Here is a 24251-nt window from a genome sequence, read left to right as displayed (position 1 = left end):
CAGTTGCCGAGGAGAAATGCTGTGAGCATGGAAGAGCCGATTAAGGCAGTCGAGTGGCAGCGAGTGCTGAACGAGGTGAAGGCAACCTATACCACCCACCTGGTGCTATACAGTTACCAGAAGTACCCGGCGCACGAGTATGAGGGCTTCAAGAAGACCTTCTCTGCGTTAGCAGAGAAGGTGGATCTATCTGCGGCGCTGCTGTGGAAATGGGGGCATTGGGGAAAGGACAACTTCCCCTCAAAGCAGAAGCTCTTGATCAGCGAGATCGAGAGCCTGTGGCCGTCCTTCCGACGCTGGGCGTTGTCTGCCGGTGCTCAGTTCACCCCTGAGGCCACGTTTCAATGGTGGGATAAGCGCTTGGGTCGGCTGCGTTATATCACCAGCGCCTACCTGACCCACCTGATCCATCCCCTACAGGTGCCGATCATCGATCAGCACAATTTCCGTGCGATGAATCATTTACGGCAAACCCCGTCTGCTAAGAAAAAGCCATCCAACTGGTGCGATATTGTCCAGCTCAAGCTCTTCCTCAAGGAGGCGAGTGAACGGTACCAACGCTCTGATAGTGAATTCGATAAATACCTCATGATGTATGGCCGTGCGCTGAAGTCGCGCAAGGTCAGGTCGCCCCGTAAGGAACAGGCATGAACCGCTCCGCACTCAAAAAATACGCCCCTCAGGCCCGTCTCGATTTTATCGAGGCCGTCACCCTACGTGCTCGTCGTCTCGGGCTTGATCCGACATTGCCGGTCAGTGTCGAACAAACGGGCGACGTATTGCTGATTGGGGGGCAGCCTTTTCCGGCCAGCGTTGCCAAGCAGCGCTCCGAGCTGGCCCGACGTATTCAGCAGCAAGGTTTTGCTGCTGTGGTTGAGGCCTTGGCCTACACCTGGTTTAACCGCTTTGTGGCTATTCGCTTTATGGAGCTAAAGGGCTACCTGAGTCATGGTTACCGGGTGCTTAGCCATCCTGAGGGGGCGCTGCCGGAGATCCTCGAACACGCTCATCACCTCGATCTGCCAGGCTTGGACAAGGAAGAGGTTATCCGCCTGAAAACCGCAGGTAATCAGGATGAAGCGCTCTACCGCGAGATTCTGCTTGCCCAGTGTCACGAGCTGTACCGCAATATGCCTTTCCTATTCGAGGCGTTGGACGATGCGACCGAGCTGCTGCTACCGGACAACCTCCTGCGTACGGATTCGCTCATTGCCCGCCTGGTCAGCGATATCGATGAGGGCGACTGGGAAGAGGTAGAGGTCATCGGCTGGCTCTATCAGTTCTATATCAGCGGCAAGAAGGACGAAGTGATCGGCAAGGTGGTCAAGAGCGAGGATATTCCCGCTGCCACTCAACTGTTCACCCCAAACTGGATTGTTCAGTACCTGGTGCAGAACAGCCTCGGTCGTCTCTGGCAGATGGCCAACCCACACTCCAACTTGAAAGAAAAAATGCCGTACTACATCGAGCCCGCCGAGCAAACGCCGGAAGTTCAGGCCCAGCTCGATGCCTTGATCAAGGTACGGATGGATGAGGATGGCGGCACGCTAAATCCGGAGTCGCTGACCGTGCTCGATCCTGCGTGCGGCTCTGGGCATATCCTGGTAGAAGCCTACAACCTGCTCCGTGCCATCTATGAGGAGCGGGGCTATCGCCTGCGCGAGATCCCTCGGCTGATCCTGCAAAAGAATCTTTATGGTCTGGATATCGATGACCGTGCGGCTCAGCTGGCTGGCTTCGCCTTGTTGATGAAGGCGCGCGAGGATGATCGCCGGCTTTTCGAAGAGGAGGGGAACCCGCCACACCTCAATGTAATGGCCATTCAGCAAAGCGCAGGTTTGCCGGATGAGGAGATTGCACGAGTCATTCTTAATGCAGCTATCCAGATCGAGGGAGGGGATGCTTTCCACTCAGGGCAGCTGTTTGGTGGTGGACAGTTGGAAACTCAGCACAGTTCAGGGCTGACTGTTCTTGACCTGCGCCAGCTGATTCAGTTGTTTGAGCATGGAAAGACCTTTGGTTCGCTGATCAGCGTACCGGATACCCTCAAGGCTAAGCTGGGGAAAATAGTCGAACTACTTGCCACAGTACAAAGTAAGGGTGATGACTTGTCGCGAAGTTATGCCTGTCAGGTGATCGCGCAGTTCGCAATACCAGCTAGTTTGCTGGCATTGTCCTACGATGTAGTTGTGGCTAACCCTCCATATATGGGGGGGAAAGGTATGAATCAATTGCTCAAAAGTTTTGGGAGAGATTACTTTCCATGTGGTAAGGCTGACCTGTTTGCCATGTTTATTGAGAGAGGGTACATGTGGTGTAAGCTGAGCGGCTTCATTAGCATGGTTACGATGCAAGCTTGGATGTTTCTCTCCTCATTCGAAGAGATGAGGATTAAGATGCTGAAGGGGCGTCTGTTTAGCTCTCTTGTGCATATTGGCTATAATAGTTTTCCCGAGATGAACTCAAAAATTGCTCAGGCATGTGCATTTGTTCACGGTGCCTCGAAGGTTGATGGTTATTGCGGGTCATATATAAACTTGAATTGTGAAGATCAGTCGGCTGATAAGAGTAAGATTTTTTTAGAGCGTGACGCGTCGATATTGTTCTTGCGGCATCAAGAAGGATTCCAATTGATTGGCGGGGCTCCGCTCGCTTATTGGGCAAGTGAAAATGTGCAAGAGTTATTTGCTAAATCCTGCTCTTTGAGTGAGGTTGCGTCACCAAGGGCTGGGTTGGCAACGGGTGATAATACTGTATTCCAAAGGTACTGGCATGAAGTGTCCAAGGAAAAAATAGGTTTTGGATTAGCTTCAGTTGATAGTGCTGGTGCTAGTAAATACAAGTGGTTTCCATGCAATAGTGGTGGCTCCTTTCGAAAATGGTATGGTAATCATGAGATAGTTGTGGATTGGGAATCTGATGGCTATCGCATCAGGAATTTTCGCGGCGAGGATGGGAAAATTAAGTCGCGTCCCCAAAATACCAATTATTTCTTTAGGGAAGGAATAACTTGGACTAAGTTGAGTACAGGTGTTTTTGCGGCTAGATATAAGGAGGTTGGGTTTGTTTTTGATGATACGGGGCGGTCAGCCTTTCCTGATAATGCTGGGGTAATATTGCCTTTGCTTGCTTTGCTTTGTAGTAATTCGGCAAATTATTTTTTGTCTTTGTTGAATGCTTCTTTGAGTTTTACAAGTGGAGATATTGCGAAAATACCAATTCCTGAAGGATTGGGTTTGATTCCAGTGGAGGCTGTGCGAGAGGCGATTGAAATTTCGAGGAAGGATTGGGATGCGTTTGAGCTGTCTTGGAACTTTCGCGGCGTGGCTTTTGATTGGGATATTAAATTTTCTGATGGGGTGCTCGCGAATTCATGGCGGGCATGGTCTCAGAGCGGTGTAAACAATTTGATGCGATTGAAAGAAATCGAAGAATCAAACAATTCTATTTTTATTAAGGCTTTTGGCTTGCGGGGTGAGATTTCACCATTAGTGCCCGAGAGTCAGATTACTCTCGCTAGAGCTAATCGCGAGCAAGACATGCAGCGACTGATATCTTATGCTGTTGGGTGTGTTATGGGGCGTTATAGCCTCGATGAGCCAGGTCTAATCTATGCGCATAGCGGAGGGTGCGATTTTGACCACTCGCGTTATACCGAATTTCCGGCTGATGGTGATGGCATTATTCCTGTCACCGACGAGCCTTGGTTCGAAGACGATGCCGCCGAACGTGTGCGCGAGTTCGTCAAGGTGGTCTGGGGTGGCGACACTCTTGTGGAAAATATGGAGTGGCTTGCCGATAGCCTAGGTCGTAAGGCTGGTGAGTCCGCCGACGAAGCCATCCGCCGCTACCTGTCCACCAGCTTCTACAAAGACCACCTGCAAGCCTACAAGAAGCGCCCAATCTATTGGCTCTTCTCCAGCGGCAAGCAAAAGGCTTTCGAGTGCCTGGTTTACCTGCACCGTTATAACGAGGGCACGCTCTCGCGCATGCGCATGGAATACGTCGTGCCGCTGCAAAGCCGCATGCAAGCCCGTATCGATAAGCTCACCGACGATATCGACAGCGCCACCAGCAGCGCCCAACAAAAAGCCCTGCAAAAGCGCAAAGACAAGCTCACCAAGCAACTCGAAGAACTCCGTCGCTTCGACGAGAACCTGCGCCCCTACGCCGACCAACGCATCACTCTCGACCTGGATGATGGCGTAAAGGTCAACTACGGAAAATTCGGTAATCTACTGGCAGAGGTCAAGGCAGTTACTGGCGGTAAAGAAGAATAATCAACCAATACTACGCAGTTTTGCATTGGAAGCACGACATGGAACTAATCGATTTTTTCAAAGAAAAGAAATTTGCCGGCTGTGAACGAATTTATATTCGCCCGCATATCCCCGCCAAACAGTTAAGTAATGCTGTAGGCGCTTACAGCGTACGCGTTGAGCCGAAGGAGGTGGTCGTTTTGATCGACGACACAGCCTTCGGCAGTGGCAAAGACGGGATTTTGATCTGTGAGAATCGATTGGTCATACGCGAGGTCTTCTCCAGTGCGCGTGCTTATGAATACGACGCAATCGACTCCATCAGTTGCGAGGGGCGGCGGCTCTTTATTAATGAGCGCGAAGCTTACAAGCTGGTTCAGCCTGATAAAAATGATTTGGCTGAATTTTTCGAGCTAATGAATCAATGGATCTCTCGTCGTGGTGCGTCAGCCGTAAAGAGCCGCGAATCTCGTACAGATGCACCCGTAAGCGGCAAAGCTAATACGGGTATGGGCGAGTTCCTCTATGACGTGGGCCGCAAGGTTGTTTCCGACAAGGTCTACGTTCGCCCCCATATTCCTGCGAAAAAGTTACAGTCCGCCATTAATGCATACGGTAATGGGCTATCCCCGGAGGATGTGATAATCCTGGTCGACGATACAGCCTTTGGTAGCGCCAAAGACGGTATCTTGATTACGGATAAGAGCATTTATATAAAAATATTCACCGAATCCCTGCGTGCCTATGAATGGGAGGTGGTGGAGTCAATTGATATTGAAAAACGGACGATTTATATCAATGGTGCTGCTTCAGGTAAGCTTGTACAAGCTACTGAAAAAGATCTTGGATTTTTCTTTGATAGGATTGATGAGAACCTTAAGCTGCAAAACTCTTCAAGCGAGCGTCAGCCGAATCCGAGCGTTAGTGATCAGGTGCGAGAGGGTGAAGTTGAATTGACATTTGACCTTGACGTCGTCTTGCAGTCCGAGCCCCAGCGTACTGATGGGGTGACGGATCCGCGAGATGACTCAGGGCTTTCTGGGCAAGGAATTAATCGCTCTATAGCTCAAGATGAAGCCACGGCCATTGCCACAATTGTGGAAGCAGAAGTCAGCGCAAATCACCCTGCGGAAAACGGCGCGGCGCAAGCTGATATTTCTCTCCCGATGACTGCTACGGAAACAAAGGCTAAAGACAAGCTGCTGGCATACATTTCTACGGCTATTGAGCAGAACAAGTCAAAAATCCTCCCTATGATTAAGGAGAAAACAGGCGAGGCATCGCTTGCTGCTTTAAGGGATGACTCGAATGTAGAAAAACTTGCTGGGTTCATTTATGCATTTCTGCCTGGGCTTGTGCGTTTTGCTCTGAAAGAGCAAGTTTTCATTCAGTTTATGCTGGATAATCGCGATAAAATATTGGCTGGCTTATTGCCTGCTGAGGCTAATGTCGAGTTGAGCCAAGAAGATATTGGTAGTGTGTATGGGCGAGCAGATAATGGCACTGACTTGTCAGCTAAAGAGCCTAAGAAATTAGCTGCTTTTGCGCGGGGAGGCCAAGTCTCAAGGATGGCAAGGCCGCCATTCTATTCGCGGTCTCTTGGTGAGTGCGAGCAGTTCATTGCTGAGTTTTCTCAAGAGGTGAAATCTGTTAATCGCGCTGTTCAAAATTCAGATGAATTTAAAGAGTACGTTAGAACCTATCACATTACTAAGTACTGCGCCGATACTCTAAGCCTATCGATAGAAGCTCTTACGAAAATCAGAGATCGCCTTTCTCTGAATGGCCAAGCAGAACGATCTGTGTTTGAGTTGGATTCGGTCATCTTTGTGATGCTGTCTTACGCGACAGCGTCCATGAGTTTTCTACTTCGCTCTGAAGCGGGTTATGACGAAGATCAGACTGTTAATCTGTTAGCGCCTGTCTTGGATGCTTTGATTGTTTCTTATGCCCGTGATTTGCATGGGGGTTCTGCTACTAAAACTCTGCGGGATACCGTAAACCCCTATGAGCGGGTTTTAGCCTCTGAAACCATGCAAGGCTATAAGATGATGTCGGGTCTCTTTGCAAAAAATATTGAGCGGCAAGATGGTGAGAGTCTTTCCGGTCATTTCGAACACTTTGTTGTGCGCTCTTCTGTCGATGCATTTGCAGATCCTAATGATCGATTTGAGTTGTCATCCAAAATGGCTTCAGATGAAGGACGTCAAGTTGTCTTGAGTGTCTTAGCTGAGCTTGATGCCCAGTTAGAGTCGGCGCTCGTTCAGCATTTGGAGGATCGCAGCAGCTGGTAACCACCCCCTGTGAGCTCTGCTCAGGGGCGTTAAGCACATGGAGCTAGGCCTGTTGGCGGCGTATACTGTAACCATTCATGATCATGCCTTTTGCCATAATACCTTTTTGAGTCAATAGGTTAGGTTGTTTTTGGTTGAAGGTGAGGAGGGCGAGATGGTTACCGAAGAGCGCTTGAAAAGGGCTATTGCGTTGCGCAAGGACGATGTGTTCTTGCGTTCCGAGTTCGCGCGTTTTGGCAGCCCGGCTCAGCTCTCTCGCGCCATTAGGCAGCTCATTGCTGAAGGCGTATTGGTCAAGCTGGGGCTTGGTGTGTTCGCCAAGGCTAAGCCCAGCGCGCTGTCCGGCAAGCCTATCCCTGTTCAACCTCTTGAGGTACTTGCACCGCTTGTCTTGCAAAAGCTTGGGGTCAAGGTAAAGCCCTCTCAGGCTGTGCGCGATTACAACTCGGGCGCATCTCAGCAGTTGGCTGCTGGCATTGTGCTGGACACGGGGCGCCGTCGAATCACCCGCAAGCTGGGCTTCGGTAAGCAGACGGTAGCCTATGAAAGCCATCACGCCTGATCAGGCCGAGCTGATCGAGGCGGTATTGGCTGAGCTCGATGTCGGCCTGCTGACTGCCAGCATCCTGGAAAAGGATGTCCACGTTACGGATGCCCTGTGCGCCTTGCTGGGCATGGAGTATCCCGCGACCCATCTGGTGTTCTGCGGCGGTACCAGTTTGTCTAAGGCATACGGTCTGATCGAGCGTATGTCTGAGGATGTGGATCTCAAGGTCGTGCTAGATGAGCCGAGTATCGGCGGCGCTTCCGCCATCAAAAAGCATCTGAGCCAGCTGAAAGTGGAGGTGGCGCGGCAGCTGGAGACCCTGGGGTTCGTCGAAGACTCTCAGCAACGCATTGCTCGTAACCAGAACCATTATTTTGCTACGCGATGGCAGTACGAGTCCCGCTATCAGCATGACGCCAGCTTGAGACCCTACCTGAGCCTTGAACTTACGGTTCGCTCGCCGCAGTTCGCTACTACGCGTCAGCCCATGGATTACCTGGTTGAGCGCTTGGCGTCACGCCCCCGGCCCTTGGGGCAAATAGAGTGTGTGGCGGTTGAGGAGACCTTGGCGGAGAAGGTGCTCTCTTTTTTGCGTCGTTATGCCCAGCATCGCGCAGGCGCTATGCACCAGGAATGGGATAAGACGCTGGTCAGGCATGTTTATGACGTGTTCTGCATCTGCCGTGTTGATTCACAGGTCACGGCTAAGGCCTCCGCAGGTTTTCCAGCATTGGTGCAGTTCGACGCCGAGGAATTTGGCCAGCAATTTCCGCCGTTCGCTGCTGCGACCAAGGCCACGCTACAGGTAGCGCTAGCGCAAGCTGAGCATGATCCGGCGATACGCCAGGAGTATGAACGCCACCTGATTCCTTTGGTCTTCGGCTCGGTACGCCCTAGCTTCGATGAGGCCTAAGGTATATTTCGCCAGCAGGCTGAATTTCTGATTGGCACGCTTTGATGTGCCGGCATGGTTCTGTTTTGCATTTTTCCACAGAGGGGTACTTGAGGTGCCTTTTCAGTTTTTCCATACCGCTGGGGGCGGTGATTGATGTCTGAGCTATCCGCACAACTCGCCAGGATCATCGATGGTCTGCAACAGCAGTTCGCATCCAGCCGTGTGGTGTGGTGGGAGGATCCGCAGGGCGAATTCAGTGAGACTCTGGATACCCTGGTACTGGAAAATGTTCAGGTTTTGCGTCGGTCGGTGTCGCCGGCCCTGGCGATCAAGCAACAGGTCGAGTTGCTGAATCCGAGTGGCCTTTTCCTTATTTACGAAGACAGTGCTCGCCCTGAGCCAGAGCAGGATTGGTTGCTGGATATTCGTCTGTATGCAGCGCCATTCGCCGCAGATCGGACGTCCATGCTCTTGCAGGAGTTGGGGCTACGTCAGCAGAGTTTGCGCGAGCACCTGAAGCTGCGTAGTGCGTTCTTCGCCAGCAAAGATCGGGTCTCCAAGATCCAACGATTGCTCAATCCGGATGACGATGAGTCGGTGCTGGATCTGAAGATCCTCGCGGTACTGGCCAAGGTTGAACAGGCTGAAATGTTTGCAGTGCTCACGGCAATTTTCGCCACCTTGGCCGAGTCTGAGGAGCTGGAAGATAACCCACTGTGGGAGTCGATCTGCAAGTTCGACATGCTGCCGGTGTTCTGGCAGCTGATGTCGCAGGCTTTCGGCTATCAGCATGGTGAGCCTTCCCTGCGTCATTTCTTGGTGCGTCTGTTTGCTACTGATATCGGGCATGCCTTGCATACTCATGCCCCGGCCAACCTAAAGGCCCTTCAGCTCAATCCCGCACGCGCTGCCAATGTCGCGGTCTTCCTGTCGCAGTGGCGCGACAGCACCTTGCGGCAGCGTGCATATGATCGTTTATCGAAGCGGGTGGCGGCAGATTTGCGCCCGACAGAATTGTTGGCTCAGGTGTCCTTGGAGGCACTGATGGCCGTCAGTACGTTTGTTGATGTTGAGCGTCAGATTGCCGAGCGTTTGCGCGACGCTGTGCTTAACAACACCAGCGAAACGGTTGGCCAGAAACTGCGAGATATGGCCAGCCGGCGCATGGATGGCTATTGGGCCAATCCTCGCTGGCCGGATAACGAGGATGCCAACCGGTCGGTGTGGTACGCCTACTACCGCTCGCTGATTGCAGCATCTGAACTGTTCGAGCTGAAGCTACGTTACGCCGGTGGTTTTTCTTTTGCTTCCGCTGAGGCCTGCTACAGCGCTTACACCGGTGAGCTTTATCGTTTCGATCAGCTCTACCGGATGTATCACGAAGCCGCTGATGCTGTGTACGCACGTAGTCCAGATGCCTTGTCCCCGTTGACCTCCCGAGTTGAGCAGGACTACTTGAACGGCTTCCTGCAACCACTGGCACAGAAGTGGGGCAGCTTCGTCGATGGCGGCCTGCTGCAACAGTGGCAATTACCTGATGTACCCAATCAGCAAAACTTCTATGCCGACCAGGTGGATCGCTACCTGAAGGGGGGCGAGGATCGCCGGGTGTTCGTGGTGATCAGCGATGCGCTGCGCTACGAGGTAGCTCAGGAGCTGAGTGAGTCCCTCAATGGCAAGTATCGGTTCGCCGCAAAGCTAAGTAGCCAGCTGGGCGTACTGCCGTCCTACACCAAGCTCGGTATGGCCAGCCTGCTGCCCCACAAGACGCTGAGTTATACCGATGCTGGCTTGGTGCAAGTGGATGGACTGAGCAGCGATGGTCTGGAGGCTCGCAACAAGATTCTAGCCAGCGTGAATGGTCTGGCCCTGCGTGCCGAAGACTTCCTGACTATGAACAAGACTGATGGGCGAGAGCTGATCAAGCCTTACCGTGTTATATACATCTATCACAACAAGATTGATGCCGTTGGTGACACCGCAAGCACTGAGAGCAGCACCTTCAGTGCTTGCCGCGATGCCATTGAAGAGCTGGAGTCCATCGTAAGTCGCATCATCAATAACCTGAACGGTCATCGGGTGGTGGTCACAGCAGATCACGGTTTCCTGTTCCAGGATTCAGCGCTTGAGGCCTTAGACAAGAGCAAGCTGGTCACCAAGCCCTCTGGAGCTGTTGTCTCGAAGAAGCGCTATCTGATTGGTCGAAACCTGGGCATCAGCGAGCAGGTGCATGCTGGCTACATTAGGGACACCGCAGGTGTCAGTGACGACATGATGTTTTGGTCACCACGCGGGGTGAACCGTTTCCATTTTGTCGGCGGCGCACGCTTTATCCACGGTGGAGCTGCGTTGCAGGAAGTGGCTGTGCCTGTGCTCAAGGTGCAACAGGTGCGCGGCCAGAAGGCCAAAGACACGGCGGTGCGCAAAGCACAGGTCACGGTGCTGGGTAACAACTTCACCATCACCACCAACCGCTATGTGTTCAACCTGTTGCAGACAGAGGCAGTCTCCGAGCGGGTGCTGCCGGCAGTACTGCGTGTAGGGCTTTACGATGATGCGGGGGAGGCTGTATCGGCAGTGGAGTTGGTTTCCCTGGATAGCGACTCGCAGAATCTTGATCAGCGCCAACGCAAAGTCATTCTGACGCTATTGAATCGTCCGTTCTCTTCCAGTGAACGCTACTTCTTTAAGCTGCTAGACGCCGAAACCGACGTTGAGCAGTTCCGAATTGATGTCCGTATCAACCTGGCGATTAGCAATGACTTTGACTTCTGATAGCGGCAATCTTGACCTGGATCTCGACGCTCTGCTGAACCGCTTTTTTACCGGCAAGGTGGTGCGCAAGGATCTGACCAAGCGTTTGAAGGAAGGCATCAATGTGCCGGTGTACGTGCTTGAGTATCTGCTCGGCATGTACTGCGCCTCGGATAATGAGGAGGTCATTGCCGATGGCTTGGAAACCGTAAAGCGCATCCTTGCTGAAAACTACGTTCGCCCCGATGAGGCCGAAAAGGTTAAGTCGAAGATCCGCGAGCGAGGCAGTTTCAAAATCATCGACAAGGTTTCAGTCAGCCTGAACGAGCGTCGGGATATCTACCAGGCGCTTTTCATGAATCTGGGCGTCAAAGATGCCGAGATCCCCAGCCGCTTCATCAAGGAGTTCGAGAAGCTCCTGGCAGGGGGTATCTGGTGCATCGTGACCCTGAATTACTTCTTCGAAGAAGGGGCCAAGGGTTCGCCTTTCACGGTGCATGATCTCAAGCCCATCCAGATGCCGAACATGGATATGGACGCGTTGCTGGAAGCGCGCAAGGCGTTCAGTGAAAGCGAGTGGATTGATGTGTTGCTGCGCTCAACGGGCATGGAGCCAGCTCATTTCAATGACCGCACGAAATGGCATCTGCTGACGCGGATGATTGCCTTCGTCGAAAACAACTTCAACTGCTGCGAGCTTGGCCCCCGGGGTACAGGTAAGAGCCACATTTACAAGGAGGTCAGTCCGAACAGCATCTTGGTTTCCGGCGGGCAGACCACTGTTGCTAACCTCTTCTACAACATGTCGCGCAGGCAAGTCGGGTTGGTCGGGATGTGGGATGTGGTGGCCTTCGATGAGGTGGCAGGCATTTCGTTCAAGGACAAGGACGGCGTCCAGATCATGAAGGACTACATGGCCTCTGGCTCCTTCGCCCGCGGGCGTGATTCCATCTCAGCGTCTGCGAGCATGATGTTTGTCGGCAACATCAACCAACCCGTGGACACCTTGGTCAAGACCAGCCACCTCCTGGCACCGTTTCCAAGCGCGATGATCGACTCTGCGTTTTTCGACCGTTTCCATGCCTACATTCCAGGCTGGGAGGTGCCGAAGATGCGCCCTGAATTTTTCACTAACCGTTACGGGCTGATCACCGATTACCTCGCCGAGTTCATGCGCGAGATGCGCAAACGAAACTTTGCTGATGCCATCGATCGTTTCTTCAAGCTGGGTAACAACCTCAATCAGCGTGACACCATCGCCGTGCGCCGGACGGTGTCCGGTTTGCTCAAGTTGCTACATCCAAGCGCCGACTATGACCGCGAAGCTGTGCGCCGCTGCCTTGAGTACGCATTGGAAACCCGTCGGCGGGTGAAGGAGCAGCTGAAGAAAATCGGTGGGATGGAGTTCTTCGATGTGCACTTCTCTTACATCGACGCCGACACCCTTGAGGAGACATTCATCAGCGTGCCGGAGCAGGGTGGTGGTGGCCTGATCCCTGAAGGGCAGGGCAAGCCAGGAACAATGCATCTGGTGTCGACCGGTGCCAGTGGGCACCTGGGACTTTACCGGCTGGAAACCCAGATCACTGCTGGTAGCGGAAAGCTGAATATGTCCGGCCTCGGAAGCAGCTCATCAGCGAAAGAGGCCCTGAAGGTCGCATTCGACTACTTCAAGGCCAACATCAATCGGGTGAGCGCAGCGTCAAAGGTAGGCGATCACGACTACCACCTGCATACCGTTGAACTTCACAACACGGGCGCTCCCAAAGCATTGACCCTCGCTGGCTTCGTTGCTTACTGCTCAGCTTTGATGCAGCGGCCACTGCAAGCGCAGATGGTGGTACTTGGCGACATGAGCCTTGGGGGTAATGTGGTGCCAGTAGAAAACTTGGCTGAATGCATGCAGGTGGCTTTCGATGCGGGAGCGAAACGCATCCTCCTGCCTATGGCCAGTGTGACGGACATCCCAACCGTACCTGGTGAGCTGTTCGCCAAATTCCAGACCAGCTTTTACAGCGACCCGGTGGATGCTGCGTTCAAGGCGCTTGGTGTGAGTTAAATGACTGCGGCTAAGCAGGTCGCAACTGGCCGCGTAGGCCGGCCTCGCGCATCAGTCGAGCAACCCGGTGTCGACCACACGAATGCCCCATGGCCGCCAATTCGGCCTTGATGCGGCGATGGCCATAGATCCCATTCACCTCATGGCGGATGGTGCGGACCTCCTTGCTCAGACGCCGATTCGCTATCTCTCTCGCCGAAGGTGGCCGCTGCTGCCAAGTATAGAAGCCGCTGCGGAATACTCGCAGCAGCCGGCACATCGGCGCTACCGGGATAGCGACCGGCCAGCGCCTCGATGGCGCGGAACTTCACTTCGTGGGCTGCGATAAGATGGCGAGCGTCTCAGCGACATGACGAAGCGGTGTACCGGCAAGCACCTGGTCTACCGCCTCGCGTTTGAAGGATTCGGGAAAACGTCGTCTAGTCTGGGTCATGAATACTCCTTGCGGTGGGCATTATCCACCTTAAGTCAGTGTCCACTCAGCCCGGGACAGACCACTCTGTCGACTGGCTGCCTCTATTGATTGCGTGTCTTCGGTACAATGCCGACTTGCATCCCAAATGGATTGAACACGCTGTTCAGGGTCTGCACGGTTGGATTTGACTCGTCATGCTCCAGCTGACGAAGGGCACGCAGGGACAGTTTGCACATCTGCGCGAAACGGGCCTGCTGCAACCCGGTGATTTCTTTCCGCAACTTGCGCACAGCCTGGCCGATGCTCAACTCGCCCGACGCCAGTTGGGTCTGTATTTCGTTCAGAATACGGTTGCGCTCGATGATGTCCACTTAGACAAGCCCCCATCTGCTGAGTCGCTGCTGGAGGTTTCGCAGCGCAATACGCGGATGATTCATGGTGGAATTTGGTAGCCCCTGATCGCTCAGTAGGTCGGGAAGGGCGAGGAAGTTGTGCGCTGCGCCTCTGAGCCTTTCATATAGAACATCTGCGTCGGTCAATTGCCCCAGTGCTGCGCAGGCTTGGCGCCAGTTGACCTCACCGGCAACCTCTATAGGTTGAGGCCATTTAGTGGTGCGAGTGATGCCTTCATCATCCATCACCATGTGGGCAAGGTCGTAGATGGGGGCGAGTTTCAGGCCCGTGCTGTTTCGCAAAATTGAAGTATTGCGGCCATGGTTGTCCGAATTGCCAAGGATCTGGTTGAGCAAGTCGCGCTGTAGATACTCATAGATCATGTCGCCAACTTGCGCGCCTTGTCCCGTCTGCTGCCACAGCCTGGCCAGGTGCTTCAGAGCGTCGGTATGCAGCAGGTAACTGCCCGGCACTGTCACTCCTGCCAGTGAGTAAAGGGACTCCATGGCGCTGCGCTCCACACCGGCGTCACTAAGATGGCGGTCAAAACGATGCATCCACAGGCTAGGTTTACGGCCTTCCTCCAGAGCCAGGCCTTCGGCAGGTACAGTATCCAGGCCAAGCTGCTGAATGGCTCTGTAGAAGCAGAACTCGCTACGCAGGATATCTTGGTCGGTCTGTCTAGCCTGATTTCGCGCAAATTTCACAAACCAGTGGCAGGTCGCATAGACATCCGGCAGAGCCGCATCTGGGTGCAAGGCACCTTCTCGGTCTTCAGTCAGCAACAGTTTGGGCGCTTCGCCACCCGCACCAGTGGCGCCGCCGATAGCCGCACCTTGCTCGTAGGCGTATTCCAGGAAGCGCGAGTCGCGGTTGATTACATCTTCGCGAGAGAAACCCAGCAGCGGACTTCCTTGAAGTGCTAATGCCGCCTCCTTGATACGCAGGTTGCCCACTGGCGCCGGAGCGCACCGGCTCAGGAGGAATAGGTCCAGTTCCAGATTCTCGGGTTTCTGTTCGCCCAAACGCTGGAGTAGGAAACGGCGTGCGGCGCCTGCGGGTACTATGTCGTGCAGGAACGCGGGAGCAGCGGTACCCCGATAGGAGTCCCAACCCAATGGCACTGTGGCGCTAACTGCATGCTCAAGGCGGCTGCCGATGTGCTCCAGCGTCTCAAGCAAATATGTTTGTTCATAGCCAAAAGAACACACCCCTGTCAGGCCTGCCTCGGGCTGCTCGAAGTTGAGGCGCATGGCGTCATGCCAGGCATGGCCGCTGTACAGTTGCAGGGTGAGAGAGTGCATATTGGCTCCGGCACTTTAATGCCTTTAAAGCTACTGGTTGTCACAGCTAAAGGCAATAAAATGCCGCAAATTACTCCGGGCGTAGACTTAAAGGGTGCTTTAGTGCCGATTTGCGGGGCTGATCAATGGCGATTTTCATGTTTGATCGCGATGGCTGGCTTGTGACAAGGCATCCAATCTCAAGAGGTGGATTCCGTGTTGGCCCTCCGGAACACCCGATCCCTCGCCATGAATGCCTCCAGCATGTGCGGGATGAGCGTCAGGGCGTCGACTTTTTCGCCGTAGGTCTGCGAGTGCAGCGCCGCGTATCGCTCGAGGTCGGCCTTCAGGATGGCGGGCCAGGTGAAGGTCAGCTTAAGGTTTTCGGTTTTCGGCGACGGGCCGAGGCGTAGCTTGGTCATGCTCATGGCTGGCTCCTCTGGTGGATGGAGAAAGGCTGATAGGGGCGCAGCACCAGATCGCGGTTGACGATCACGCGTAACGGCAGGCCAGGGCGATGATGACGCGGTCGCCGTCGGTGCAGTTGGCCGGTGCCGCCAACTCGGCACCGATACCCAGAAGACTTGTCATGGCCGCGCCGGCGCCGGCGCCGATCCGATCCCAGTGCCAGTCGATGCCATCCTCGAGACCGGCATACCCGCAGCGTCGGTACGGACCAGGTTGTCGAGCTGGAAAGATGAGGTATCTGGCAAGATCACCCGCTGCCACACCACCTGCACGCGGCTTTGTCCGTAGTTCACCTGGCTGTTGTAGCGGCCCAGCAGGCGGGCGCCTTGGGGGATCAGCACGTGTTCACCTGTGGCGCTGTCGTAGACCGGTTCAGTTACCGTAGCGATAACGTCGCCAGGTAGATCCGACGTATACCGCCGGGACTCCTTATAGAGCTGGGCCAGGTCAATATCATCTTCACCGGTGCCGTGCTCGAGTACCGGGCGATATTCCAGTGCACCCATACCCCTGTCTGCCATGTAAGCCAGCCGATCGAGCGGGGAAATGTGTCTACGGTCTATGCCATGATTGGCGAGGAAATAACGATCCATTAGCAGCATGCCCCATCCGTCCGGGAGGGAGTCGGCAAGCGCGCCTGGCAGGTCTGCGAAAAGGACTGGATCAGCAGCTTTCTGGGGTTGTGAAGTCCATGTTCAGGGGCGACAGGTTGAAGCCTTGCGCTACCCACTGTGGGTGATAGGCAAAGTAGATACCCTGTCGACTGGCCACCAGCTCCCGACCGGTGTGCCGGCGAGCAATACCTCTATGGTGTTGATGGATTTCATTGGCGTCCCCGGGTACGTCCTGTTTGTTTGATTTCTTCAAGCGAGACAGGTCGTTCATGCTTGAACAGTTCAGCGAGTTGGCGTGTGGCACCAAGTGCTGTAGCGATGAGCACCAGATAAATCCTTTAGTGGTTCAAATATGAGCCATTGGCTTTTGCTGGCCCAGATTGATCCAGGGAGGAGGTCGCTTGCCCTGATCTTCCTGTCCAAGCGGATTGCGCTGTCATAAGTCTGTTCCAGTCATCAATCCGCATGGGGGCAGCGCTGGCAGTTGCCATGGGAATGCGGACAGCGGCCTGCCTCGCTGTTCATGCGCCATGTCGAGTGCCTTGCTCACTGGCTCTGCATCCGGCTTGGCGGAAAGCACCCAGCTGACTGCTCACCTTGTATGCAGCTCCAACACTGCCGCCAAGTAATGTCGGCCTTGTGGCCGGATCTAAGTGATGTCGCCGCACCACACCTGGTTGGGTCGTTCGGTGCTGAACTCGCGGTTCAACCGGTCAGGGATATCTGGCCGCTCAACCTTGGCCTGCTTGTAAACGTGTGTCGCGGTACCGCAGAGCGGACTGCTTTTCAGAGTTTTCTCATAGTGTGATGTAGACAATTGCCTCAGCCTAGTGAGATGACCTACAGGCAATTGACCATGCTCCATGAAGACTCTCTCTCGACGCCGAATGCCGCGCGCAAGCTGCTGTGTCTATTGGCCTGCTCGGTAATCGTGTGCCTTGTCTTTGCTTGCGGCATGTTCTTTGCGGCCGTCTTTAATCATGAAATCTCGCAGCTGCGCAGGCAGATGAATGCGGCCATGTATGAAGCACAGGCCTATATCAATTCCCGCGAACTGTTGCTTGAGCATATCAGTCGTGACGTCACGCACAGTGCCTATACAGTGCGCGCTGATCCAATTCCGCGAGGGTTTCAAGACAGGCAGGCGCATTTCGTTCTGGGTGATTCGTCGTCTCCCATGCGTCTGACCCTGGCTGTCGAAGACCTGCAGGAACTCGAGGATCGGCGTATGAACCTGATCTACGTAGCCTATGCCGGTGAGCACCTGAAAGCCTGGCGGTTGGTCGGTCCATCGGCCAAGGCTGCGGCCGTGCCGCCGGGTGTCATGGCGCTTCTCGCTCAGACCGGAACCGAGAGGGAAGAGCTGCATGTCCGATGGTTGAGCGACCCGGCGGACTTGCAGTCACGGCAGTATCTGTTCTCACGTGTGGAGCTCGAAGGAAACAAAGGTTGGCTGGGCGCCGAGATCTTCGCGGCGGACATCAGCGCTGCGTTCAACTCGACCTCGGCGGGGCATTATCTGCTGCTTGACCAGCAACACCGAATCGTTCTCGGGAGTTCCGTATCTGCCAGCCTGGTCGAGGCTTTGCGTCAGGTCTGGGATCATGACAACTTCGCTTTCGTCGGAGCAGGCTGGTTTCCCAGTCATGTGGCCCTGCTCAAGCACCTGGGTAGCTCCAACTGGTCGCTGATCTACTACGTGGATTTGCCCCAGCTTCTGCTGCCGCTTCTGCCGCAACTGTTCATCTGTGCGCTGCTGCTGATCATCGGTGGCTTGTTTGTCTGGTGGTTGTACTGGCGTATCAATCAACGTGTGATCGAGCCGGCGCAGCAGCGTCTGGTGGCGTTGGTCGAGAACGAAAGTTTCTTGCGCGTGATGATCCAGACGCTGCCGATGGCGGTCTGCGTCCTGCGTCGGCGCGATGCCAGTGTAGTGATGGAGAACCGTCTGGCGAACACCTGGCTGGGTGGAGGCGAAGCGCGCAAGCTGTGGAGTCTGGAGTGGCTCGAGCGTACCTTCGAGCAGGGCGATGATGGCGGTTTTATCGAGATCAAGACGGCCAGCGGCATGCACCTCTATCTCTGCTACACGGCGGCGCGCTACAAGGACGAGGAGGTGCTGTGCTGCGCCTTCAGTGACATCAGCGCCCGCAAGCATACCGAGGAAGCACTGGCGGAGGCCAAGCGTCTCTCCGATGCTGCCAATGAGGCCAAGACGTTGTTTCTGGCGACCATGAGCCACGAAATTCGTACCCCCCTGTACGGGGTTCTCGGTACGCTCGAGCTGCTCGGCCGAACCGCGCTGGATCACCAGCAAGCGGGTTATCTGCGGGCCATCGAACGCTCGTCGTCGACGTTGCTGCAGTTGATCAGCGATGTCCTCGACGTGTCCAAGATCGAGGCCGGACAACTGGGCCTCGAACTGACCGAATTTTCCCCTACGGAGCTGGCACTCAACTCGGTGCAGGCTTACGCAGCAGCAGCGCGGGCGAAGGGCGTACAGCTTTACGCCTGCTGCGATGCCAAATTGCCCGAGCGCATGATCGGCGATGCAGTTCGTATCCGGCAGATTCTCAACAACCTGCTCAGCAATGCGGTCAAGTTCACTGATAACGGTCGCATCGTCATGCGCGTATGGGCGGAAGAAGGCCTGAAGGCTGAACCGATACGCCTGTACTGGCAGGTCGTGGATACGGGTATCGGCATTTCTCGCGAGGTGCAGGAGCATCTTTTCGACCCGTTCTATCAGGTTTCCGGGCAGGCTCGGATGGCCGGCGGGACGGGGCTCGGGCTATCGATCTGCAAGCGTCTGTGCGATCTGATGCAGGGGCAACTGCGAGTGGTGAGCGACACCGGTCTGGGTAGCAGCTTCCTCCTCGAACTGCCGATGCAGCCAGTCACGCAGCAGCCTGTCGAGCGCAAGCTGCGTGCCACTCAGGTCTGGGTTCACACTCCGGTTCGCGAACTGTCCGAGTCGATATGCGGCTGGATAAATCGCTGGGGCGCGAGAGCGCAGATACTTTCTCCCGAGCAAACGTTCGATGAGGACGCGCGGGCGATTCTGATGGAGCTGCGTTTCAGTTCCGCCGAGCGCAAACCCTTCCCGAGCTGGAAGGGTTTACGGGTCGTGGTGTCTGATCTTGGCGGTGACCATCCTCGCCAGGAAAATAACGAATGGCACATCGGGCGCTTCAACCTGCTCGGTATCCACGAGACCATCGGCAGGGCTCAAGGCCTGCAGGGCGTCTCCTCCAACAGTGTGATTGATGAGTCCCGGGAGGAGGCGCTGGGGTTGCGCGTGCTGGTCGTCGAGGACAACCCGATCAATCAGCTGATCCTGCGCGATCAACTCGTCAGCCTGGGCTGCGACGTTGACATGGTCAGCGATGGAAAGCGGGCCCTCCGTCGCTGGCAGGAGGGCGTTTTCGATGTCGTGCTCACTGACGTCAACATGCCCAACATGAGTGGATACGAGTTGGCCTCCACTTTGCGTCAGATGGGCTGTAACACTCCGATCATTGGGGCGTCGGCCAACGCCATGAATAATGAAAGCGAGCGCTGCCTGGAGGCGGGTATGGACATGTTCCTGCTCAAACCTCTGGAACTGCAGACGCTGCGCTACAGCCTTAGCCGTTTACCAAATGAGTCCACTGCATGCGCCTACACCAAATCCTAGTCGTCGAAGATCAGCCGTTTCAGCGTGAGTACCTGCTTGAACTGTTTCGCGAAGAAGGCACTGTCGAGCTGCACGTGGCCGAAGATGGCAACGATGCATTACGACAGTTGGAGCTGGGGTCCTTCGATCTGGTGGTCAGCGACCTGATGATGCCCGGCCTCGATGGCGTACAGTTCATTCAGCAACTGGCCAATCACGTAGAGCCGCCACCACTGGTGATCATGAGTTCCGTCTCCCCCCAACTCATGGACAGTGCATGCCTGGCCGCTCGGGCGCACGGGATAACGGTGCTGGAGCAAATCACCAAGCCGGTGAAGGCTCATGGCGTCAGGCGTCTTCTGGACAAGCTGATACTGCATCGCCAGCGTAGCGAGGCTCCGGGTTCGACCAAGAGCTCGTCGCCGCTGACCAGCGTGTCTTCGTTGGAAAAGGCACTTGCGTCAGGCGAATTCAAGGCTTGGTTCCAACCCAAGTACTCGCTCGCGGATGGGCGTATCGTCGCGGCCGAAGCGCTGGTTCGCTGGCTCCACCCGCAACACGGGGTTCTGCGTCCGTCCAGCTTCATGGACGCGATAAGTGCAGCCAACATGGACGAAGCATTGTTCTGGGAGATTCTCCGTCAAGCCATAGAGGCGCAGCGTGAGTGGGCACAACAGGGGGCTCGTGTGAAAGTCGCAGTCAACCTGCCGACTCACCTGCTGGAAAACCGCAATCTGCCTGACGAAATGGCTGGATTCGTTGCCAGGCACGGCGGCACTCCTGCCAATACCGTGTTCGAGTTGCTGGAGAGCACCACTGCGCAAGCCGCAGACTACTACGCGGCAACATGCCGGTTACGAATGATGGGCTTCGGTCTGGCGCAGGACGACTTCGGCCAGGGGTACAGCTCGCTTTACAATCTTGTTTCCACACCCTTCACCGAATTGAAGATCGATCGCACCCTGGTGGGTGGCTGTATGGATGATGAACGCCTGGCGGCCGCACTGGAAAGCATGATCAAGCTGGGGCACCAACTCGGGCTCGAGGTTGTCGCTGAAGGCGTCGAACATGCCGATGAGCTGGATTTTCTGCGCCGCCTGAACTGCGATCTTGCGCAGGGCTATCTGATCTCGGAGGCAGTGGCTCCGGCCGCGTTTTCCCGCATGCTTTGAGCGTCTGGTCACAGCTCTGTCTGTAATCAGCAAGCCCCTTGCCAACCATGGCGGGAGTCGTGTCGCCGTCTATCGCTTTAATCCCCAACTGCTTCTAGAGTAAGGGTACTGATAGCCCGACGCTGTCATTTGCTCATCCCAGTCCGGTACCCCTATGCAGTCTCATGACAACGGCTTGATCCGTAAACTGGCCAATAGTTCGTTGCGCCTGAATGCCATGCTTTTGGGCGTGGTGGCGCTGACTTTACTGCTGGTGGGGGTCTCTTACTGGGCGTTGAGTCGTGTCGTGGAACAGGAGCGCGACAAGTTCTACTTTCACTTCGGAAGGCTGGTGGGCGACATTCGTGAGCATGAGGCCTTTCTCCTGCGCATCGCTCAGCAGAGTGACGAAAGCGCACAGGCGCCCAGTCGTGAAGTGATTACGGTGCAATCGAAACTGATCGACCGTGGCCCAGAGAGGGAGGTTTACGAAGGGCGTGAATTCTCCTTCGCCATGCCGTTCACCCTGGTCCGGCCAGCCATACCCATGTCTGCGGCTACTCAGGAAACTTTCTCCTTCGGGGTCAAGCTCGCCAATTTCTACAGCAGCTTCTGGAGCATGTCGGCCTACCCATCTCCGCAGATTTTTCTGCTCGATGTGGAGGGGACGACGAGCATCGCGGTGCCCTCGCTGGGTACGTTGGCCGATGGTACGAACCTCACCCCTCAGACCTACTGGCCTTTCATGGAGCGCATCAGAGCCTTGCTCAGCACTTCACCTGAGCAGCAGCTAGACCGGCGTGTGCACTGGGTTTCGTTCGATCACAATGCCGATCAGTCTGGGCATGAATTGATGGGCTACATCAGCACAGATCTGCCAGCTGGGCTCCTGAGGCAGGGTAAGCCGAACATCAAGCCGGTCGCGGTAACGCTGCTCGACATCCAACTGATCAACGATTTTGAACGAATTCTCGACCGCCCTTTGTACGATCAGCTTGAACTGATCGCACCCGATGGCACGGTGCTGACCAATGCCATTGACGAGGTTGGCGGCTATCATGACGGTCTCAACCTGTTCGGCAACGGTATCGTGTTCAAGGTTGGCGGCGATGGCTACGATGGCTACGATGGCTGGAGTGGTCTATATCTCCTGAGCTATCAGAGCTTCTTTCGCTACGTCAAATGGCAACTGCTAGGCGTTGTCGGGCTGATTCTCGGGAGTTTGGCCGGTGGCTGGGTCGCGATTCGCTGGTATGCCATACGAGTAGTGGCGCCGGCCCGTCTGGCGCACCAGAAAATAGTGGAAAGTGATGAGTTCAGTCGCGCCGTAATTCAGACTGCTCCCGTGGCGCTATGTGTGTTGCGTCCCGAAACGCGCGAGGTGGTCATGCAAAACCACTTGGCCGATGCCTGGCTGGGCAGCGCCGAAGCCATCAGTCGACTCAGTCGTGACTGGTCGCTGGACGAGGGTGGCAAGTGTCTCGGTGGTGAATCAGTGCTGGATATTTCCGGGCGCATCCTGCATGCGAGCTTCACCCAGGCCCCTTACCGAGGCGAAAGTGCCGTGCTCTGCGCTTTCAATGACATCACAGCGCACAAGCAGGCGCAGCAGATCCTGGCTGAAGCCAAGCTCTCGGCGGATGCCGCCAGCGAGGCCAAGTCGGTATTTCTGGCGACCATGAGCCATGAGATTCGTACCCCTTTGTACGGCGTGTTGGGTACGCTCGAACTCCTGGGTCTTACGGAGTTGTCGCCGCAGCAGCGCGATTATCTGGACACCGTGCAGCGCTCCTCTGCGGTGCTGCTGCAACTGATCAGCGACATCCTCGACGTTTCGAAGATCGAGGCGGGTCAGATGGCCATCGAAGATGTCGAGCTCAATCCGTTGGAGTTGGCTGAGGAAGTCGTTTCCGGGTATGCCGCGCTGGCGCATTCCAAGCAATTGAAGCTCTACGCCTGCATCGACAGCGACGTACCCGGTACGGTGCGCGGCGATGCGGTGCGCATTCGGCAGATTCTCAACAACCTGGTGAGCAATGCCCTGAAATTCACTGATGTCGGGCGTGTGGTCCTGCGCCTGAAGTTCGTGCCCGACGAGGCACCCGGCAGCGGTACTTTGCAGTGGCAAGTTACCGACACCGGTATCGGGGTTTCCCAGGAACAGCAACTGCGGCTGTTCGAGCCTTTCTACCAGGCGCACGGCCAGGAGCACACTGTCAGTGGGACTGGTCTGGGTCTTTCGATCTCCTGGCGATTGAGCGAGTTGATGGGTGGAAGCCTGCGAGTGGTCAGCGAAATCGGCTTGGGCAGCAGCTTTACCTTTTCTCTGCCGCTCCCGGTGGTAAAGCGGAGTCAGCCGTTGCGTGAGCGCTTCACGCTGGCTGCAACCGATATCTATATACGTTCGCCGGTCAAGGAGCTTGCGCAGAACCTTCAGAGCTGGATCGAGCATTGGGGGGGCACGGCCCTGTTGCTCGATACCTCGTCTGGGCACGTGCCAGCCGATAGCGTGCTCCTCGATCTGTTGAGCAGCGATGAGTTCGATCCTCAATGGCGCTGCGTGTGCGTCAGTGCCCTGCCAGAGGCGGGGGTACAGCCTCAGGTCAGTGCGCATGGCTGGAGTGTCAGTCTTTATTCGCTGGCCGGAATAGCCCGGGCACTGCAACTGGCACAGCAAGGGGAGTCGAGTGGGAGAATGCCGGTTCTCGACCAGGAGCGCCTGGGCAAACTGGGGTTGCGCGTGCTGGTTGCTGAGGACAATCCAATCAATCAGGTGCTGCTGCGCGAACAACTCGAGGAACTGGGGTGCCAGGTGACGCTCGCCGGTAATGGGCGTGATGCCATGCAAAGCTGGCGTCCGGGCGTTTTCGATGTGCTGATCACGGATGTCAACATGCCGCTCATGAACGGCTACGAGTTGGCGCAGGAACTGCGCAGAGTCGATTCGACGATTCCCATCATCGGCGTTACGGCAAACGCACTCAAGGAAGAGGGTGAGCGGTGCATCGCTGTCGGCATGAATGCGTGGCTGGTCAAGCCCATCAACCTCCGTACCTTCTACGACAGCTTGCTGAAGGCCTGCGCCGGCATCGTTATCCAGCCATTTCCGCTGGAGCAGATGGAGCCACACAAGGAGGAGGGTGATGTCATACAAGTCTCGGAGAAAATGCGTGACTTGTTTGTGCGCACCATGCGTGAGGATATTCAGGAGGTCTGGCGAGCCTTGCAGTGCAACGACATGGCAACGGCGCGCCAGCAGGTCCATCGGCTGCGTGGCGCCTTGGCGGTTGTCCAGGCCCAGACGCTGAGTGACGCATGCGGTGAAGTGGAGGACGCGCTGGTTGAACAATCCGGTTCTGAGCTTCACGCGGCGGTAGGTGCACTGATGAACCGCGTCGAGTCGGCGTTGGAACGACTCTGCTAGTCTTTCTGGCATCACTGCGAAGTAGAACGGCTGCACCCTT

14 protein-coding genes and 3 pseudogenes are annotated in these 24251 nt (G+C 55.5%); 10 read left to right on the top strand and 7 right to left on the bottom strand.

Annotated features, from left to right (window positions below):
* The first annotated feature begins 21 nt into the window (after positions 1-21).
* The 7 genes from INS93_RS22755 (at position 22) to brxL (ending at position 12808) form a co-directional block, all read left to right on the top strand.
* Positions 22-651, top strand: a complete 630-nt coding sequence (locus tag INS93_RS22755; RefSeq protein WP_192985628.1) for a hypothetical protein — start codon at positions 22-24, stop codon at positions 649-651.
* Entirely contained in the window at positions 648-4280 is a 3633-nt protein-coding gene (gene pglX, locus INS93_RS22750) for a BREX-1 system adenine-specific DNA-methyltransferase PglX (RefSeq protein WP_192985627.1), read from the top strand. The genes INS93_RS22755 and pglX overlap by 4 nt, the downstream gene beginning before the upstream one ends.
* 38 nt (positions 4281-4318) lie before the next feature.
* Complete coding sequence (locus tag INS93_RS22745) at positions 4319-6553, top strand: hypothetical protein (protein ID WP_192985626.1); 2235 nt, start codon at positions 4319-4321, stop codon at positions 6551-6553.
* 154 nt (positions 6554-6707) lie between these two features.
* On the top strand, positions 6708-7115 hold the full coding sequence (locus INS93_RS22740; protein ID WP_192293230.1) for an S-adenosylhomocysteine hydrolase: 408 nt from the start codon (positions 6708-6710) through the stop codon (positions 7113-7115).
* Positions 7096-8013, top strand: coding sequence for a nucleotidyl transferase AbiEii/AbiGii toxin family protein (locus INS93_RS22735; protein WP_192985625.1), 918 nt, complete (start codon positions 7096-7098; stop codon positions 8011-8013). The genes INS93_RS22740 and INS93_RS22735 overlap by 20 nt, the downstream gene beginning before the upstream one ends.
* Positions 8014-8148: 135 nt before the next feature.
* Positions 8149-10770 (top strand): BREX-1 system phosphatase PglZ type A, encoded by a 2622-nt coding sequence (gene pglZ, locus INS93_RS22730; protein WP_192985624.1) that lies wholly within the window; start codon positions 8149-8151, stop codon positions 10768-10770.
* Positions 10754-12808 carry a protease Lon-related BREX system protein BrxL gene (brxL, locus tag INS93_RS22725; RefSeq protein WP_192985623.1) on the top strand — a complete coding sequence of 685 codons (2055 nt, stop codon included), beginning with the start codon at positions 10754-10756 and terminating at the stop codon, positions 12806-12808. The genes pglZ and brxL overlap by 17 nt, the downstream gene beginning before the upstream one ends.
* A 10-nt stretch (positions 12809-12818) precedes the next feature.
* On the opposite strand, the gene INS93_RS25185 is transcribed toward brxL, so the two are convergent.
* The 7 genes and pseudogenes from INS93_RS25185 to INS93_RS22690 form a co-directional block, all read right to left on the bottom strand.
* Entirely contained in the window at positions 12819-13067 is a 249-nt protein-coding gene (locus INS93_RS25185; RefSeq protein ID WP_192985622.1) for an IS3 family transposase, read from the bottom strand.
* Between the two features lie 257 nt (positions 13068-13324).
* On the bottom strand, positions 13325-13594 hold the full coding sequence (locus INS93_RS22715; RefSeq protein WP_160017776.1) for a helix-turn-helix domain-containing protein: 270 nt from the start codon (positions 13592-13594) through the stop codon (positions 13325-13327).
* Positions 13595-14920, bottom strand: a complete 1326-nt coding sequence (locus INS93_RS22710; RefSeq protein WP_192985621.1) for a type II toxin-antitoxin system HipA family toxin — start codon at positions 14918-14920, stop codon at positions 13595-13597.
* A gap of 179 nt (positions 14921-15099) precedes the next feature.
* Positions 15100-15327, bottom strand: a complete 228-nt coding sequence (locus INS93_RS22705; protein WP_192985620.1) for a DUF2274 domain-containing protein — start codon at positions 15325-15327, stop codon at positions 15100-15102.
* Positions 15324-15777: pseudogene (locus INS93_RS22700) on the bottom strand (TrbI/VirB10 family protein); the annotation flags it as partial. The pseudogene INS93_RS22700 and the gene INS93_RS22705, both read right to left, overlap by 4 nt.
* 90 nt (positions 15778-15867) lie before the next feature.
* Positions 15868-16020: pseudogene (locus INS93_RS24760) on the bottom strand (HipA N-terminal domain-containing protein); the annotation flags it as partial.
* Between the two features lie 466 nt (positions 16021-16486).
* Positions 16487-16741 (bottom strand): annotated as a pseudogene (locus INS93_RS22690) (DDE-type integrase/transposase/recombinase); the annotation flags it as partial.
* A gap of 96 nt (positions 16742-16837) precedes the next feature.
* Between INS93_RS22690 and INS93_RS22685 the strand changes: the two are divergent.
* From INS93_RS22685 to INS93_RS22675, 3 genes are all read left to right on the top strand, one after another.
* Positions 16838-19657, top strand: coding sequence for an ATP-binding protein (locus tag INS93_RS22685; protein ID WP_226945697.1), 2820 nt, complete (start codon positions 16838-16840; stop codon positions 19655-19657).
* Positions 19636-20808 (top strand): EAL domain-containing response regulator, encoded by a 1173-nt coding sequence (locus INS93_RS22680; protein WP_192985618.1) that lies wholly within the window; start codon positions 19636-19638, stop codon positions 20806-20808. The genes INS93_RS22685 and INS93_RS22680 overlap by 22 nt, the downstream gene beginning before the upstream one ends.
* 154 nt (positions 20809-20962) lie before the next feature.
* Positions 20963-24211 carry a hybrid sensor histidine kinase/response regulator gene (locus INS93_RS22675; protein WP_192985617.1) on the top strand — a complete coding sequence of 1083 codons (3249 nt, stop codon included), beginning with the start codon at positions 20963-20965 and terminating at the stop codon, positions 24209-24211.
* Positions 24212-24251 lie beyond the last annotated feature (40 nt).

This window comes from Pseudomonas sp. EggHat1 (genome assembly GCF_014892995.1).
Lineage (GTDB): Bacteria > Pseudomonadota > Gammaproteobacteria > Pseudomonadales > Pseudomonadaceae > Aquipseudomonas > Aquipseudomonas chaetocerotis.
Note: the sequence above shows the minus strand (reverse complement) of the source record. Positions and strands in the feature narration are given on the sequence as shown.

Coding starts and splice junctions, on each gene's coding strand:
- pglX (WP_192985627.1), top strand. CDS start 648: ATGAACCGCTCCGCACTCAAAAAATACGCCCCTCAGGCCCGTCTCGAT.
- INS93_RS22745 (WP_192985626.1), top strand. CDS start 4,319: ATGGAACTAATCGATTTTTTCAAAGAAAAGAAATTTGCCGGCTGTGAA.
- INS93_RS22740 (WP_192293230.1), top strand. CDS start 6,708: ATGGTTACCGAAGAGCGCTTGAAAAGGGCTATTGCGTTGCGCAAGGAC.
- INS93_RS22735 (WP_192985625.1), top strand. CDS start 7,096: ATGAAAGCCATCACGCCTGATCAGGCCGAGCTGATCGAGGCGGTATTG.
- pglZ (WP_192985624.1), top strand. CDS start 8,149: ATGTCTGAGCTATCCGCACAACTCGCCAGGATCATCGATGGTCTGCAA.
- brxL (WP_192985623.1), top strand. CDS start 10,754: ATGACTTTGACTTCTGATAGCGGCAATCTTGACCTGGATCTCGACGCT.
- INS93_RS25185 (WP_192985622.1), bottom strand. CDS start 13,067: ATGTGCCGGCTGCTGCGAGTATTCCGCAGCGGCTTCTATACTTGGCAG.
- INS93_RS22710 (WP_192985621.1), bottom strand. CDS start 14,920: ATGCACTCTCTCACCCTGCAACTGTACAGCGGCCATGCCTGGCATGAC.
- INS93_RS22705 (WP_192985620.1), bottom strand. CDS start 15,327: ATGAGCATGACCAAGCTACGCCTCGGCCCGTCGCCGAAAACCGAAAAC.
- INS93_RS22685 (WP_226945697.1), top strand. CDS start 16,838: ATGCTCCATGAAGACTCTCTCTCGACGCCGAATGCCGCGCGCAAGCTG.
- INS93_RS22680 (WP_192985618.1), top strand. CDS start 19,636: ATGCGCCTACACCAAATCCTAGTCGTCGAAGATCAGCCGTTTCAGCGT.
- INS93_RS22675 (WP_192985617.1), top strand. CDS start 20,963: ATGCAGTCTCATGACAACGGCTTGATCCGTAAACTGGCCAATAGTTCG.